This is a genomic window from Buchnera aphidicola (Mollitrichosiphum nigrofasciatum), from assembly GCF_039388045.1.
GTDB lineage: Bacteria > Pseudomonadota > Gammaproteobacteria > Enterobacterales > Enterobacteriaceae > Buchnera_K > Buchnera_K aphidicola_B.
In genome coordinates, this window is the sequence record NZ_CP135015.1 from 267,367 (window position 1) to 284,176 (window position 16,810).

Sequence of the window (16,810 nt, forward strand, 5' to 3'; positions counted from 1 at the left end):
AAAAAGAGAGAAAAATAAATATGGCACATAAAAAAGCTGGAGGCTCTACACGAAATGGACGTGATTCTAATCCTAAAAAATTAGGTGTTAAAAAATTTGGAGGACAAATTATTAAAGCTGGTAGTATAATTGTAAAACAAAGAGGAACAAAATTTCACCCTGGAATTAATGTTAGATGCGGCAGAGATCATACAATTTATGCTACTGTTTTTGGAAAAGTATATTTTTCTATTAAAGGAATAAAAAAAAAAAAATATGTAAACATACTAAAAAAATAAATTCATACTTCATCAATAGCGGAATTTTTATTTTATAATATAATTATTTTAAAATTTTAGAATATAGTACAAATATAATCTTTTAATAAAATTGAGACAATAATGAAATTTATTGATGAAGTTGTGATTCATGTTGAAGGTGGTAAAGGAGGAGATGGTTGTATTAGTTTTAGAAGAGAAAAATATATACCACAAGGTGGTCCAAATGGAGGTGATGGAGGTGATGGTGGAAATATATGGATACACGCCAATAAAAATATCAATACTTTGATAAATTACCAATATAAAAAAAAATTCAAAGCACAAAATGGAGAAAATGGATTTAATAACAATAAATCAGGAAAAAAAGGTAGTGATATGATTTTACATGTACCTATCGGAACAAAAATTATAGATAATGAAACATCAGAATTAATTATTGATTTAACGAAAAAAAAAAAAATACTTATTACTGCTGGAGGTTGGCATGGATTAGGAAATACAAGATTTAAATCATCTATCAATCGAACACCTAGACAACGCACTAAAGGAAAAGAAGGCGAAAAAAAAATAATACGTTTGGAATTATGTTTATTAGCTGAAGTAGGAACAATTGGTTTCCCAAATGCAGGAAAATCAACATTTGTTAAAAATATATCAGCTGCAAAAACGAAAATCGCAGCATATCCTTTCACTACATTATATCCAAAACTAGGAATTGTACAAATAAAAAAAAAAAAATTCACTATTGCTGATTTACCTGGAATTATTAAAGGAGCTTCAAAAGGAATTGGTTTAGGAATCAAATTTTTAAAACATATTGAAAGATGTAAAATGTTATTACATATTATAGATATTAAACCACAAGATGGTTCAAATTTTATCAAAAATATAAAAATAATAACAGAAGAAATTAAAAAACACAGTATAAAAATACATAAAAAAAATATATGGTATATTTTTAACAAAATTGATATTTTAAAACCAAAAATATTTAAATTTTTAAAAAAAGAAATTTTGTTTTCATTTAAAAAAAAAAAATGTTATTTCATTTCTGCAAAAAATAATATAGGCATAAAAAAATTACTGAAAGACATTCATATTTTTTTAAATATACAAAAATAAAAAAAATAAACCCCGGTTTATAAAAACCCGGGTTTCATAATAATTATCTTTTAGAGAATTGTGGACGTTTTCTAGCTTTTCTTAAACCAATTTTTTTTCTTTCTACTTTACGAGAATCACGTGTAACAAATCCATATTCTCTTAATTCTTTTCGTAACAAAATGTCATAATTTATTAAAGCACGTGTAATACCTTGACGAATAGCTCCTGCTTGTCCTGAAACCCCACCTCCTTTTACTGTAATATAAAAATCAAATTTATTAATCATATCTAATAATTTTAAAGGTTGCAAAACTATCATACATGATGCTTCGCGATTAAAATATTTTTCTAAAGAACGCTGATTAATAATTATATTACCTTTCCCTATTTTTAAAAAAACTCTAGCAGAGCAAGTTTTTCTACGTCCCGTTCCATAATTTTGCATCATAATAATTTCTCTATATTCCAATTAAATTTTTAAAATTTTAGGTTTTTGAGCAATATGTATATGTGTATTGTTTGCATACACTTTTAACTTTCGAAACATAGATTTACCCAAAGAACCTTTTGGTAACATACCTTTTACAGCAAATTGAATAATTCTTTCAGGATATGTAGATAATAATTTTTTAAAAGAAATATTTTTGATACCACCTATATAACCTGTATGATGATAATATTTTTTTTGAATATATTTATTCCCAGTAACTTTAACTTTAGACGCATTAATAACAATTACATAATCTCCAACATCCTGATTAGGTGTATAAATAACTTTATGCTTTCCTCTCAATATAGTAGCAACCTTAGTAGCTAATCTCCCTAATATTATATTATGAGCATCAATATAATACCATGTTTTTTTAATTTTATCATTTGCTGAAAATGTTTTCATATATATTTTAACCTTTATAAAAAAATTAATATATTATTTACAATAATTTAAAGTATAAATTTTTTAAGATACTCAAATAAATATTTTATAATATAAAAATATTTAATTATTAATAATAAATTAAAATAATAATTATTAAATTGCATGATCTTTAATTTATTAGAAGGATGAAAAAAATGAAATTCTTAGAAAATTTATTAAATTTGCGCAATAAAATAAATAAAATTGATCAAAGTATACTCAAAATATTATCAAAAAGAAAAAAAACTATAAAAAAAATAGCAAAAATAAAAATTAAAAACAATTACAATATAAAAGACATAAAACGTGAAAAAGAATTATTTAAAAAAATATATATTAAAAGTAAAAAATACAAATTAAATATTAAATTCATAAAAAAAATATTTACCTGTATTCTAAAAGAATCAGTAAATATACAAAATAAAATTTTATATAAAAAAAAACCTAAAATATTTTTTTTAGGACCAATAGGATCTTATTCATATATTGCAACCAAAAAATATTTTAAAAAAAATATTTTAAAATTTAAATTAATAAGCTGTAAAAATTTCAATGATACAATAAAAAAAAACAAATATGAATTATGTAGTTATACAATCTTACCAATAGAAAATTCAAATACTGGATATATTAAAGAAGTTATTGATATTATCAAAAATAAGAATTTATTTATAAATAATGAAATTAATATATCTATTCAACATTGCTTATTAGCTAAAAAAAACACAAAAATAAAAGATATTAAAAATATATATAGTCATGTGCAACCAATTAAACAAACGAGTAAATTTATAACAAAATTTTTACATTGGAAAATTCACTATACTTCTAGTAGCACTGAAGCAATGAAGAAAATATATAATATTAAAAAAAATAATTCTGCAGCTATAGGAAACAAAAAAAGTGGTAAAATATATAAATTATCTATATTAAATGAAAATATATCAAATCACAAAAATAATATAACACGATTTATAATTTTATCAAACAAGATAAAAATCATAAAAGAAAACAAAAATTGCAAATTAACTTGTATATTCAAAAAAAAAATTAAAAAACATACATTAGCGAAAATATTTTTAATTTTAAAAAATGAAAAATATAATCTTTTAACAATAAACACTACCACAATAAAGAACAAAAAAATAAAAACATTTCTTATAGATATATATATTAATAAACATAATAAAAAATTAAAAAAGATAATAAACAAAATACAGATAATAACTAAATATTTTGAAATACTAGGATTATATTCTATTTCATAAAAATATGTACAAAAATATTATTATAAAAATAATAAAAATTTTTTTATAATTATATTAAAATTGAAATATATATGGAAAATATGTATTATAGTATTAAAATATTTAATATCATTTTAATTAATAAATTTTTAAAAAACTATGTTTTATAATTTAACTAAAAAAATTTCACAAATAATAAAAACTATATCAAACCAAGGAAGATTAACAAAAAAAAACATAAAAAAAACTTTAAGAGAAGTTAGAAAAGCATTATTAGAAGCAGATGTTGCATTATCAGTAATAAAAAAATTATTAAAAAATGTTGAAAAAAAAGCAATAGGAAACATTATTAATAATACTTTAACTCCTGGACAAGAATTTATTAAAATAGTTAAAAATGAATTAATTAATATAATGGGAGTTAAAAATAATAAATTAAATTTTTCCACTTCACCTCCAGCAATAATATTAATAATAGGTTTACAAGGATCAGGAAAAACAACAAATTTAATAAAAATAGGAAAATTGTTAAAAAAAAAACACAAAAAAAAAATACTAGCAGTTTCTACAGATACAAAGAGATTATCAGCAATCAAACAATTGAAAATACTAGGTAAAAAAAATAATTTAGATATTTTTCAATCTAAAAATAAAAACCCAATTGAAATAGCAAAAGAAGCCATTAAATATACTATATCAAAATTATATGATATTTTATTAATTGATACTTCTGGAAGAATGCATAATAATAAAGATATGATGCAAGAACTTAAAATATTACAAAAAACAGTTAAACCAATAGAAACATTATTTGTTATAGATTCAATGACTGGACAAGATTCAATAAATATAATTAAAAATTACAATAAAATATTGAAAATTTCTGGTATAATATTAACAAAAATGGATAGTAATGCCAGAGGCGGTATAGCATTATCTTGTAGATATTTAACTAAAATACCTATTAAATTTATTAGCAATGGTGAAAAAATAAACTGTCTTGAAAATTTTTGTCCTATAAGTGTTGCTAATAAAATATTAGGGATGGAAAATATCTTTTCAGTAATAAATAATATAGAATCAAAAATTAAAAAAAAAAAAATCCCTAAACAAAAAAAAAATTTTGATTTAAATGATTTTTTAAAGCATATTAAAAAAATAAAAAAATTCGATTCAATTACAAATATCGTAAATAAAATACCAATAAAACAAACCATTCAAGAAACAATGATAAAAAATTTTGATGTAAATATATTTAAACAACTAGAAGCTATAATTCATTCCATGAATCCCAAAGAACGAAAAAACCCAGAAATAATAAAAGGTTCTAGAAAAAAAAGAATTTCAAAAGGTTCTGGCGTACCTATTACAAAAATTAATATATTATTAAAAAAATTTTTTGACATGAAAAAAATTATGAAAAAAATTAATCAAGGTGGTGTAAATAATATTATCAACCAAATTAAAAAAATTTTACCAAATTTTTTATTTTAAAATAAAATAATTAATAAAAGGATTAAAATATATGGTTGTAATTCGTTTAGCTAGACATGGATCTAAAAAAAAACCATTTTATAAAATAGTTGTATCAGATAAAAGATTTGCTCGAGATGGTCGATTTATAGAAAATATAGGTTATTTTGATCCAATACAATCTAATAATGCAAAAAAAACTAAAATAAATATTACTAGATATAGTCATTGGATTAAAAATGGTGCTATAGCATCAAATAGAATTAAAAAAATAATAACAATACATAATAAAAATAGTGAGAAAAATAATTAAAAATATAAAAATTGGAAAAACATATCTTCCATATGGAATTTTAGGTTGGATAAAGATATGTTCTTTTACAATAAAAAAAATTTTTTATTATAAACCATGGTTTATAAAAAAAAAACTAATATATATATATATAAAAATAAATAAATGGATAAAAAAAAAAAACATCACAATAATTAAAATACATAATATAAATACACGTGAACAAACGATACATATTAAAAACAAAGAAATTTTTACTCAAATTTACAACCTTCAAAAATTAAAAAAAAATGAATATTATTACATCAATATTCTAAAATGTCATGTCTTTACAATACATAAACAATACCTTGGAAATGTAAAAAAAATTTTAAATACTAAAAAACAAGATATATTAGTAATTAAAAAACACAAATTAATTCAAAAAAAAGAAATATTAATACCATTTGTAATAGGAATAACTATTAAAAAAATTAATTTGATAAAAAAAACAATAATTGTAGAAGACGTAACAAATTAACACATTTTATTAAAACACAGAATTAAATAAAACTATATTATAAAAATATAGTTTATATTAATAAGATTTTAAAAAATATATTTTAAATAAATATAATTTATATATTTAAAAAATTTTACATAAAATTTCAAGGCAATACAATAATGAATAACATTATTCAAATACTAGAAAAAAAACAAATAAAAAACACACCTAGTTTTAAAACAGGAGATAACTTAATAATAGAAGTTTGGGTAGTAGAAGGATCTAAAAAAAGAATACAGAAATTTGAAGGAATAGTTATTGCTAAAAGAAATAGAAGTATTAATTCTTCATTTACATTACGCAAAATTTCTAATGGAATTGGGGTTGAACGTGTATTTCCACTTTATTCTCCTATTATTAATAAAATAATTGTCAAAAGATTAGGTGTAGTAAAAAAATCAAAATTATATTATTTACGTTACAGAAAAGGTAAATCTGCACGTATTAAAGAAAAACTAAAATTAAATTCAAAAAAAAAATAAAAATTATCAAAACCGTCAATAATAAACAGCATAATTTGACGGCAAATAATCAAATCAAATAAAAATTATAATAAGTAATAAAATAATTATGTAAAAATTAAAAATGATGATAAATTTAAACAACTTACATAATCAAGCTTTAAATGTATAAAAATTTAAAACTGTTTTTTTAAAAATTAATTATTTATAATTATAAATTTTAAAAATTTATAATATTATAATATTAATTATTTATTTAATTATAATAAAAATATATTCAAGCAATATTATATAAGTAAATATTTTAATATATAAAATTTAAATAAATTTACATATTTTATTAAATAATATGTTTTTAATTTATAAAATATTAAAATTCTTGAAAATAAAAAAAAATTTAACAAAAAACCGAAAAAAAATAAATCTTATATAATTATTTTAACTAAAAACACATATTAATAAAATTTTTAAACAACCAAAAATATTATTGTATATAAAAAATTTTTAAAAATATAAAAATATATTTAAAATATTTCTTTTAAATATATTTTAAATATTAATTTAAAAATTTTTAATAATTATATTAATATTTATAAATATTTTTAATATTTAATTTTATTAAATATAACAAAAAATATTAAATTTAAAAAAATAAAATTTCTTATTAATATTAAAAAAACATTTATTCTATAAATTTATATACTTTAAAATTAAAATTTAATATTATTAATCAATATCATTTTAATATTCTATTGAATAAAAATGTAATTTATATTTAAAAAATAAATTATAAAGTATTATTTTATTTATTAATATATAAACTAAAAATATTAAAAATCCCATATATTAAAATATAATATAATAAAATTTTATACATAAGATTATTTTAAAATATAATAATTTAATTTAAAAACACAAAAATTTATGGAAATATATGAAAAATAAAAATATTTTGTTGTTAAATGGTCCAAATTTAAATTTATTAGGAACAAGAGAAGTAAAATTATATGGCTCTATGAGTTTAAAAAAATTAATAAAAATACTTAAATGTAAATGTAAAATACTCAAATGTAATTTATTTCATTTACAATCCAATTCAGAAAGTAAATTAATTGATTGTTTACATCAATCAAAAGAAAAAATAGACTATATAATTTTTAACCCAGCTGCATTTACACATACTAGTATAGCATTACGTGATGCAATTCTAGCAATAAATATACCTTTTATTGAAGTACATATCTCTAATATTCATTCTAGAGAAAAATTTCGTTCTAAATCAAAATTTTCTGATATAGCAAATGGAACTATATCAGGTTTAGGTGTTGAAGGTTATATAATAGCTTTAAAAATAGCATTAAAACGTTTACAAAAAAACAGAAAAAACTAAATACACCGTTCTAAATAAAACTTTAAAATCTTCATATCTGCAGGTATAGAAGAACTTATATACATTAATTGCCGAGTAATAGGATTAAAAAAACGTAATGTTTGAGCATGCATGGCTTGTCTAGGAAATAAAGAAAGCGTATTTCTACAATTTAAATTAAAACCTTTTAGATATAAATTTTTTTTATTATATAATTTATCACCAAAAACAGGATAGTTAATATGTAAAAAATGCACACGAATTTGATGTGTTCGCCCAGTTTCCAAGAAAACTCGCAAATAAGTATGACAATTAAATTTTTTAATAATTCTAAAATGAGTTGTAGCGTTTTTATTATTTAAACCATTTACACTCATTAATATCCTTTTAAAACGATCACGACCAATAGGTTTTTTTATAATTCCACCTGAAACTAATTTACCAATAGCAAAGATAATATATTCACGACAAATTTTTCTACGAATAAATAAATTTTTAAAATAAAGATAAGTAAATAAATTTTTAGCTATAATTATTAAACCAGTTGTATTTTTATCTAAGCGATGCACAATTCCAGCTCTAGGTATATATTTTAAATATTTATATTTAAATCTTAAAACATTTAATAAAGTATAATTAATATGCCCAGGTGATGGATGCGTAACCATATCATAAGATTTATTAATAATTAAAATTGTTTGATCTTCATAAACTATATTTAAAAAAAAATCAGAAGCATGACTTAAATGTTTTATATTAGTATAAAAACACAATCGTATAATTTCACCACCAAAAATTCTTTTATTAGGGGAATATGAAATACGATCATCTACAAAAACACATTTTTTAACAATTAAATTTTTTAAAAAAGAACGCGAATATTCATTAAATAAATATACTAAAACTTGATCTAATCTTTTTTTAAAAAAAATTTTTTTTGGGACAATTTTAATCAAATTTATATTATTCAATATTACCTACTTATATAAAATTTTAAAAATTTTTACAATAATATATTATTTTATTTAAATATAAAGAATAAATTTATAAATTTTAAATAAAATTAATTTAAAAATGAGATAATAATGTACAAAAAAACACAAGAAATAAAAAACATGTTTTTAAATTTTTTTCATAATAATAAACATAAAATAATTAAAAGTAGTTCATTGATACCAAAAAATGATGAATCTATTTTATTTACTAATGCAGGAATGAATCAGTTTAAAGATATATTTTTAGGAAAAAAAATTCCAAAATATCCTAATGTAACTTCTGTACAAAATTGTTTACGTACTGGAGGTAAACATGATGATTTGGAAAAAGTAGGTTATACTAAAAAACACCATACTTTTTTTGAAATGTTGGGAAATTTTAGTTTTGGTAGTTATTTTAAAAAAAAAGCAATAACATTAGCATGGGAATTATTAACTTCAAAATTGTGGTATAATTTAGATAAAAATAGAATATGGATTACAACATATTATAAAGATTATGAATCTTACAATATTTGGACACAAATAATTGGAATATCAAAAAAAAAAATAGTACGTATTGCAGATAAAAAAAAAAAATTATATTCTTCTGATAATTTTTGGCAAATGGGAAATACCGGTTTATGCGGGCCTTGTACAGAAATATATTATTATTATGGTAAAAATGAATATAAAGATAATATTTATAATATTACAAAACATAAGAAATTTATTGAAATATGGAATATAGTTTTTATGGAATTTAATAAAAATAAAAATAACATATTAAAAAAACTACCTTATATATCAATAGACACAGGAATGGGTTTAGAAAGACTAACCTCTGTAATACAAAAAGTATATTCAAATTATAAAATTGATAATTTTATATCAATTAAAAAAATAATTAGTAAAATTATTAAAATTCCCTTAAAAAAAGAAAATGAAAATTCAATAAATGTTATAAGTGATCATATAAGATCTATAATAATGATTATTTCTGAAAATATTGTACCATCTAATGAAAAACAAGGTTATATTTTAAGAAAAATAATAAGAAGAGCAATACGATTTGGGTATAAAATAAAAAAAAAAAAACCTTTTTTATATAAATTAATTTCTACAGTATATGAATACATATTTAAAAATAGAAAGTTAAATTTTAAAAAAATACAATATATTACAAAAATAGTTCATAAAGAAGAAAAAAAATTCCACAAAACACTAGAAAATGGTTTAAAAATAGCACATTATGAAATAAAAAATGCAAATAATAAAATCCTGAAAGGTGATGTTATTTTTTATTTATATGATACTTTTGGTTTTCCAGTAGAATTTACAAAAGAAATTTGCACAGAAAAAAATATAACATTTGATTATCAAGGTTTTTTAGAAAAACAAAAAAAAAATAAAAAAAACATATTTAAAAAACAAAAAAATACAAAATTTACAAAAATACAAATACAATGTAAAAAAACAAAGTTTTTAGGATATGAAAAATTTCATATCAACAATAGTAAAATAATAAAAATTATAGTAAATGATATAACTGTAAATAATATTCAAAAAAACCAAAAAGGTATTATAATTTTAAATAAAACACCATTTTATAGTGAATCTGGTGGGCAAATCGGTGATACAGGAATATTATATACAAATAAAAGTATATTTTTAATTCACAATACACAAAAAAAAAATGATTTAACACTACATATTGGCAAAACAATACATGGATCATTTAATATTAATGATATTATATTTGCTACTATAAACTACAAAAAAAGAAAAAAAATACAAAATAATCACACTTCTGCGCATTTATTACAAAAAGCTTTAAATATAATACTTAAAAAAAAAATTTCACAAAAAGGGTCGTTTATTAACGATAAATATATTAGATTTGATTTTAATCATAATAAACCAATATCATTAAATAAAATACATAAAATCGAACAATTAATTAATAAAATTATAACAGAAAATATAAAAATAAAAACAAAACTTATAGAATTTAAAAAAGCTAAAAAATTAGGTGCTGTTAGTTTAAATAAATATAATTATAACAAAACAGTTAGAGTAATTATAATAAATTCTTTTTCTATAGAATTATGTAAAGGAACACATGTAAAAAGAACAGGACAAATAGGCACATTTAAAATAAAATCTGAGAAAAATATTTCTACTGGAATTCGAAGAATTGAAGCAAAAACAAATAATAAAGCAATATTATTAACACACAAAAAAGAAATAAATTTACAATATATATTTAAATTATTAAATACTAATAAAAATGATATTATTGGAAAAATAAAAAAATTGAAAGAAAATTTAGATAAATATGTCAAAAAAAATAAAAAATTAGAACAAAAAAATATCCAATACAAAATACAATTTTTTGAAAAAAAAACAATACAAATAAAAAATGTAAAATTACTAATTTCTGAAGTTAAATATAAAAATTACAAATTGCTAAGATATATAATAGATTTATTAAAAAAAAAACTTTCCCCTAATGCTATAATAATTTTACAAAATTCTAATAAAAATAAAAATACAGTAATTGTTGGTATTACTGCATCATTAAATAATATAATTACAGCAAAAGAAATAATAAAAAAAATAATCTGTAATAATAACGGCAAAGGCGGAGGAAATAAAGAACTTGCTGAAGGAAATATAACAAATCAAAAAAAAATAACCAAAATATTCAAAAATATCAAAAAATGGATCATATCTTTAATAAATGAACATCATTCTTATATAAATTATTAATTTTAAAAATAATCAATTATTATGTTATTATTTTATAAAAATTTGGAAATATAAAATTTAAATAACAATAAAGTGCAAATAAGACTATAATTAACAATACAAGGAGAAAATCGATGCTTATTCTTACTCGTCGCATTGGCGAAACACTTATCATTGGCGATGAAGTTACAATAACAGTATTAGGAGTAAAAGGTAATCAAGTACGAATTGGAATTAATGCACCAAAAAAAATATCAGTACATAGAGAGGAAATATACCAAAGAATACAAGCAGAAAAAATAAACAAAAAAAAATATTTAAAAATTGTTTGACTTATTATATAAAAAACATGTTATAATAAAATTAAAAAATTTCAAAAAATGGAAGGTGAGATGGCCGAGAGGTTTAAGGCGCTCCCCTGCTAAGGGAGTATGTAAGAAATTTCATCGAGGGTTCGAATCCCTCTCTCGCCATATTAAAAAAATTTGTATTTTGCATCTGTAGCTTAGTTGGATAGAGCACTCGGCTACGAACCGAGAGGTCAAAGGTTCAAATCCTTTCAGATGCAAAATTATTTAAATATTTAAAATTTATTAAGAGGGTGATTTTGTTACCTAATATATCAAGAAATTTAAAATTTATCCAAAAAAAACCCAAACTACTTAAAAAAATATACAAAGGAATTGAAAGAGAATTTTTAAGAATTGATAAATATGGTAATCTTTCAAATAATAGATATCCTAAAAGCATAGGATACGCTTTAACACATAAATGGATTACTACAGACTTTGCAGAAAATATGTTAGAAATTATAACCCCAAAAATAAAAAACAATAATAAAATAATAAATTTTTTACATGATATACATAAATACATTATTAAAAAAATAAAACCAGAATTTATTTGGCCTTTAAGTATACCATCTGAAAAATTAAATAGTAAAATAAAATTAGCTACATATGGTAATTCAAAATTAGGAAAAAATAAAAAACTATACAGAATAGGTTTGAAAAAAAGATATGGTTTACTAATGAATATGTTTACAGGTATACATTATAATTTTTCATTACCAAAAAACCTATTAAATGCATGGATTAAAAAATATAAAATAATAAAAAATAATTCAGAAGGTTATTTAAAAATAACTAGAAATTATAATAGATTTGGTTGGATAATACCTTATATTTTTGGAGCTTCTCCTGCAATACCTAGTAAATTATTTAGAAAAGAGGAATGTAACTTTTCAAATATACAAGAAAAATACGATATGGTATTTAAACCTTGGGCTACTTCTTTAAGATTAGGGCATATATTAACACATAAAAATAAAATTACAAACAATATAAATATAAAATTTAATACTATAGAAGAATATACAAAAAAAGTAAAATATGCTTTAAATACACCTTCTAAAATATTTCAAAAAATAGGTTTAAGAGATACAAATAATCAAATACAACAAATAAACACAAATATTTTACAAATGGAAAGTGAATTATATACACAAATAAGACTTAAAAGAAATGTAAAAAATAAAAAATCTATTTTAAACAATTTAACAAAAAAAGGAATTGAATATTTAGAAATTCGATCATTAGATTTAAATCCATTTTCTCCAATTGGTATAAGTAAAATACAAATATTATTTTTAGATATATTTTTAATATGGTGTTTTATAGCTGATTCACCAAATATATCCACAAAAGAATCAAAAACCATATCAAAAAATTGGAAAAAAATAATATTTTCCGGGAGAAAACCAAATCTTCTAATATATAACATATATAAAAATGAAAAAATACCATTAAAAAAAATAATTAAAAAAATATATGAAAATTTACTAAAAATATCTTATATATTTGATGAATGTTTTAAAAATAATAATTACACCAATGCATTAAGAACGCTAGAATCTAGTTTTTTAAATCCCGACTTAACATTTTCAGCTTTAATTATAAAACTGTTTTTCAAAAACAAAAGTATGCATAATACTGGATTAAAACTAGCTTATAAATATAAAAAACAAATCAAAAAAAAAGATTACCAATTTTTAAACAAACAAAAAATCAAACATCAAAAAACAATGTCAATTGAAAAATTTTATAAAAAATACAAATAAATTAAATATCTTTAATAATTTTAATTCCATACATAGTTCCAATAAATACTAAATCTGCTTTTCTATAAGTAAATAAACCTACTGTAACTACACCAGGAATGGAATTTATTTTTTTTTCTATTAAATTAGGTTTTTTTATACTTAAATTATAAATATCTAAAATTATATTTCCATTTTCAGTAATAAAATTTTTTCGTAATTTAGTTAAATAACCTAATTTTTGTAATTCAAATTTAACAAATTTATAAGCCATAGGTATAATTTCCACTGGTAAAGGAAAACTACCTAATGTATCTACCATTTTAAATTCATCTATAATACAAATAAATTTAATGGCTTTAGTAGCAATTATTTTTTCTTTTGTCAAAGCCGCACCACCACCTTTAATCATATACAAAGACATATTTATTTCATCAGCCCCATCTATATATAAAAATAAATATAATACATCATTTAAATATAATTCAGAAATTTTATATTTTTTTAATAAAAAAGAAGAGGAACTAGAAGAAGATATAACACCTTTAAGTTTTAAATTAGGTAATAACTTAATTAAATGTTTTATTGTACTACCAGTTCCTATTCCGATTACAGAAATTAAAGAAATATATTTCAGAACTGCAAATGCTGCAGATTTTTTCAATTTATTTAAATTCATAATATAATACATATCATATAAAAATATTCTTTTAAATTATTATTAATATAATAAAAATAAAAAATAAAAAACAAAAAAGTTAAAGATTAAAGATTAAAGATTAAAAGATTATAAAAATTTTCTGGGGTACCTGGATTCGAACCAGGGATGCCGGTATCAAAAACCGGTGCCTTACCACTTGGCTATACCCCATAATTAAAATTAATACGGAAGACGAGATTCGAACTCGCAAACCATTTGGCGCTAGAACCTAAATCTAGTGCGTCTACCAATTTCGCCACTTCCGCTAAAAATATAAACAAATTAGCTACGAAGGGAATTGAACCCATGACCTCAGCGTTATGAGTGCTGCGCTCTAACCAACTGAGCTACGTAGCCCTAAAATCTAACATGTTATTAATATACGACTTTTTAAAAATTATGTCTACTTTTTTTTTAATTAAAATAATTTAACAAAAAAATAATATACATATATAATAAAAAAAAAATATAAATATTCAATCAATTGGAATAATTTTTAAAAAAATGAATAAAGAGACATTTAATAAAAATAATTTTATTTATAAAATTATAGAAAAATATATAAAAAATAAAAAGACAAGAACTATAAGAACCAGATTTCCACCAGAACCTAATGGTTATTTACATTTAGGACATATAAAATCAATTTGTATAAACTTTGAAATTGCAAAAATAAAAAAAGGTAAATGTAATTTAAGATTTGATGATACAAATCCAAATACAGAAAAAAAAGAATTTATTCATTCAATAAAATCTGATATAAGGTGGTTAGATTATAAATGGGATAATATATTTTATACCTCTTGTTATTTTAAAAAAATATATAAATACGCAATTAAATTAATAAAAAAAAATTTAGCTTATGTGGATTTATCAAGTATAAAAAAAATAAAAAAAGAAAGAGGTAATTTTTACAAACTAGGTACAGAAAATATATTTCGTGAACAAAGTATTCAAAAAAACTTAATTTTATTTCAAAAAATGAAAAATGGTATATTTAAAGAAGGAGAAGCTTGTCTTCGTGCAAAAATTAATATGCATTCACCTTTAGTAATTATGCGAGATCCAATAATATATCGTATTAAATTTTTCACACATCATACAACAAAGAAAAAATGGTGTATATACCCAACATATGATTTTAGTCATTGTATTTCTGATTCTATAGAAAAAATAACACATTCATTTTGTACATTAGAATTTTTAGATAACAAAAAATTATATAAATGGTTTTTAAAAAAAATAAAAACTAAAAATAACCCAATTCAATATGAATTTTCAAAATTAAATTTAGAATATACAGTTTTATCAAAAAGAAAATTAAAACAAATAATAAAAAAAAAAATAGTTAATGGATGGAATGATCCACGTATTCCAACTATCGCTGGTTTACGTAGAAGAGGGTATACCGCTTTAGCATTACGTAATTTTTGTATAAAATCAGGAATAACAAAACAAACACATTACTTACAGTTACCATTACTTGAATCATGTATACGCCAAGAACTAAATATAACAGCACATAGAACTATGATTATTATAAATCCAATAAAATTGATAATAACTAATTTACCAAAACAATATAAAGAATTAATGATAATTAATAATCACCCAAATAATATAAAAATGGGTAAAAAATGTTTATTATTTACTAATACAATTTACATTGAAAAAAATGATATATATAAATTTTTAAAAAATAAAAACATAGAAAAATTTAAGAAAATTTTAATAAAACTAAAATACGCTTATTATATTACGATATATAAAATTAAAATAATAAAAAATAAACCAATAATATTTTGCAAATATCATAAAAATACTTTAGGTAAAATTAACAAAACAAATAAAAAAAATAAAATAATACATTGGATTTCAATTAAAGATGCAAAAAAAGCTGAATTTAGATTATATGAACCTTTATTTACAATAAAAAAACCAGAAATATCTGAAAATTTTTTAAATTATATAAATAAAAAATCTATGATTATTAAAAATGGATTTGTAGAATCTGAAATGTATACAAAAAAAATTTTTTTTCATTACCAATTTGAAAGAAAAGGTTATTTTTATGTTGATCCAGTTTATTCTAGACCAAAAAAATTAGTATTTAATCAAATTGTTGGTTTAAAAAAAAAAATAAATAATTTAAATAAAAAAATAATATTATGAATTATGCATATATTAAGTATTATAATGAATATAATAAAAATTTACTTAATTATTGTATAAATCTTTGCAATTTTTATAATTAAAATTCTATATATTATAAAAATGTTATAATTATATAAAATTTATACTTTTATATTATAGAATGTATAAAAATACAAAAATAATTTTAAAAAAAAATCAAATTGAAATAATAAAATTTTCAAATCATAATTTCATTAAATATATTTTAAATTAATTAAAATTATTTTAAAAAAATAAATATATAAAAAGTAAAATTTGTTATTTAAGTAAAAATAGTTTATCTTATAAATTATATATAATCAAATAATAAAAAATTCTTAAAAAATAAAACATATTAATATTTTAAATACCAATAAATACAAAATAAAAAAATATAATTATTTTATCAAATTATAAAAAATTTAAATTATTAAATAATATTTATCAAA

16 protein-coding genes and 5 tRNA genes are annotated in these 16,810 nt (G+C 19.4%); 14 read left to right on the plus strand and 7 right to left on the minus strand.

Going from position 1 to position 16,810, the window contains the following annotated elements:
- Nucleotides 1-20 precede the first annotated feature (20 nt).
- Complete coding sequence (gene rpmA / locus RJT30_RS01240; protein WP_343190178.1) at nt 21-278, plus strand: 50S ribosomal protein L27; 258 nt, start codon at nt 21-23, stop codon at nt 276-278.
- Between the two features lie 102 nt (nt 279-380).
- Nucleotides 381-1,382: an Obg family GTPase CgtA gene (gene cgtA, locus RJT30_RS01245; protein WP_343190179.1), complete on the plus strand. Its 1,002-nt coding sequence runs from the start codon at nt 381-383 to the stop codon at nt 1,380-1,382.
- A 43-nt stretch (nt 1,383-1,425) separates the two neighbouring features.
- Here cgtA and rpsI read toward each other — a convergent pair whose 3' ends face one another.
- Nucleotides 1,426-1,812, minus strand: a complete 387-nt coding sequence (gene rpsI / locus RJT30_RS01250) for a 30S ribosomal protein S9 (RefSeq protein WP_343190180.1) — start codon at nt 1,810-1,812, stop codon at nt 1,426-1,428.
- Nucleotides 1,813-1,833: 21 nt separating this feature from the next.
- Nucleotides 1,834-2,259, minus strand: coding sequence for a 50S ribosomal protein L13 (gene rplM / locus RJT30_RS01255; protein WP_343190181.1), 426 nt, complete (start codon nt 2,257-2,259; stop codon nt 1,834-1,836).
- Nucleotides 2,260-2,435: 176 nt separating this feature from the next.
- Between rplM and RJT30_RS01260 the strand changes: the two genes are divergently transcribed.
- The 6 genes from RJT30_RS01260 (at nt 2,436) to aroQ (ending at nt 7,687) form a co-directional block, all read left to right on the plus strand.
- Nucleotides 2,436-3,548 (plus strand): prephenate dehydratase domain-containing protein, encoded by a 1,113-nt coding sequence (locus RJT30_RS01260; protein ID WP_343190182.1) that lies wholly within the window; start codon nt 2,436-2,438, stop codon nt 3,546-3,548.
- A gap of 138 nt (nt 3,549-3,686) precedes the next feature.
- On the plus strand, nt 3,687-5,021 hold the full coding sequence (locus RJT30_RS01265) for a signal recognition particle protein (RefSeq protein ID WP_343190183.1): 1,335 nt from the start codon (nt 3,687-3,689) through the stop codon (nt 5,019-5,021).
- 31 nt (nt 5,022-5,052) lie between these two features.
- Nucleotides 5,053-5,313, plus strand: a complete 261-nt coding sequence (gene rpsP, locus RJT30_RS01270) for a 30S ribosomal protein S16 (protein WP_343190184.1) — start codon at nt 5,053-5,055, stop codon at nt 5,311-5,313.
- Entirely contained in the window at nt 5,297-5,812 is a 516-nt protein-coding gene (gene rimM, locus RJT30_RS01275) for a ribosome maturation factor RimM (protein ID WP_343190185.1), read from the plus strand. Before rpsP ends, rimM begins: the two co-directional genes overlap by 17 nt.
- A gap of 143 nt (nt 5,813-5,955) precedes the next feature.
- Nucleotides 5,956-6,318, plus strand: coding sequence for a 50S ribosomal protein L19 (rplS, locus tag RJT30_RS01280; protein ID WP_343190186.1), 363 nt, complete (start codon nt 5,956-5,958; stop codon nt 6,316-6,318).
- Nucleotides 6,319-7,231: 913 nt separating this feature from the next.
- Nucleotides 7,232-7,687 (plus strand): type II 3-dehydroquinate dehydratase, encoded by a 456-nt coding sequence (aroQ, locus tag RJT30_RS01285; RefSeq protein WP_343190187.1) that lies wholly within the window; start codon nt 7,232-7,234, stop codon nt 7,685-7,687.
- Here aroQ and RJT30_RS01290 read toward each other — a convergent pair.
- A complete protein-coding gene (locus tag RJT30_RS01290; protein ID WP_343190188.1) occupies nt 7,684-8,622 on the minus strand; it encodes an RluA family pseudouridine synthase in 939 nt (312 codons plus the stop codon). The two genes, aroQ and RJT30_RS01290, sit on opposite strands and share 4 nt — an antisense overlap.
- Before the next feature lie 129 nt (nt 8,623-8,751).
- Between RJT30_RS01290 and alaS the strand changes: the two genes are divergently transcribed.
- The 5 genes from alaS to gshA all read left to right on the plus strand — a co-directional run bounded on the left by alaS (nt 8,752) and on the right by gshA (nt 13,510).
- Entirely contained in the window at nt 8,752-11,412 is a 2,661-nt protein-coding gene (alaS, locus tag RJT30_RS01295) for an alanine--tRNA ligase (protein WP_343190189.1), read from the plus strand.
- Nucleotides 11,413-11,525: 113 nt separating this feature from the next.
- The gene (csrA, locus tag RJT30_RS01300) at nt 11,526-11,723 is read left to right on the plus strand and encodes a carbon storage regulator CsrA (RefSeq protein ID WP_343190190.1); all 198 of its coding nucleotides are present in this window, start codon (nt 11,526-11,528) and stop codon (nt 11,721-11,723) included.
- Nucleotides 11,724-11,777: 54 nt separating this feature from the next.
- A tRNA-Ser gene (locus RJT30_RS01305) sits at nt 11,778-11,864 on the plus strand.
- Nucleotides 11,865-11,885: 21 nt separating this feature from the next.
- A tRNA-Arg gene (locus RJT30_RS01310) sits at nt 11,886-11,959 on the plus strand.
- Between the two features lie 39 nt (nt 11,960-11,998).
- Nucleotides 11,999-13,510, plus strand: coding sequence for a glutamate--cysteine ligase (gshA, locus tag RJT30_RS01315; protein ID WP_343190191.1), 1,512 nt, complete (start codon nt 11,999-12,001; stop codon nt 13,508-13,510).
- Nucleotide 13,511: 1 nt separating this feature from the next.
- On the opposite strand, the gene rpiA is transcribed toward gshA, so the two are convergent.
- The 4 genes from rpiA to RJT30_RS01335 all read right to left on the minus strand — a co-directional run bounded on the left by rpiA (nt 13,512) and on the right by RJT30_RS01335 (nt 14,546).
- Nucleotides 13,512-14,168 carry a ribose-5-phosphate isomerase RpiA gene (rpiA, locus tag RJT30_RS01320; RefSeq protein WP_343190192.1) on the minus strand — a complete coding sequence of 219 codons (657 nt, stop codon included), beginning with the start codon at nt 14,166-14,168 and terminating at the stop codon, nt 13,512-13,514.
- Nucleotides 14,169-14,289: 121 nt separating this feature from the next.
- Nucleotides 14,290-14,360, minus strand: a tRNA-Gln gene (locus RJT30_RS01325).
- 13 nt (nt 14,361-14,373) lie between these two features.
- Nucleotides 14,374-14,455, minus strand: a tRNA-Leu gene (locus tag RJT30_RS01330).
- Nucleotides 14,456-14,472: 17 nt separating this feature from the next.
- Nucleotides 14,473-14,546 (minus strand) — tRNA-Met (locus RJT30_RS01335).
- 147 nt (nt 14,547-14,693) lie between these two features.
- On the opposite strand from RJT30_RS01335, the gene glnS reads away from it, so the two are divergent.
- On the plus strand, nt 14,694-16,361 hold the full coding sequence (gene glnS / locus RJT30_RS01340) for a glutamine--tRNA ligase (RefSeq protein ID WP_343190193.1): 1,668 nt from the start codon (nt 14,694-14,696) through the stop codon (nt 16,359-16,361).
- Nucleotides 16,362-16,810 lie beyond the last annotated feature (449 nt).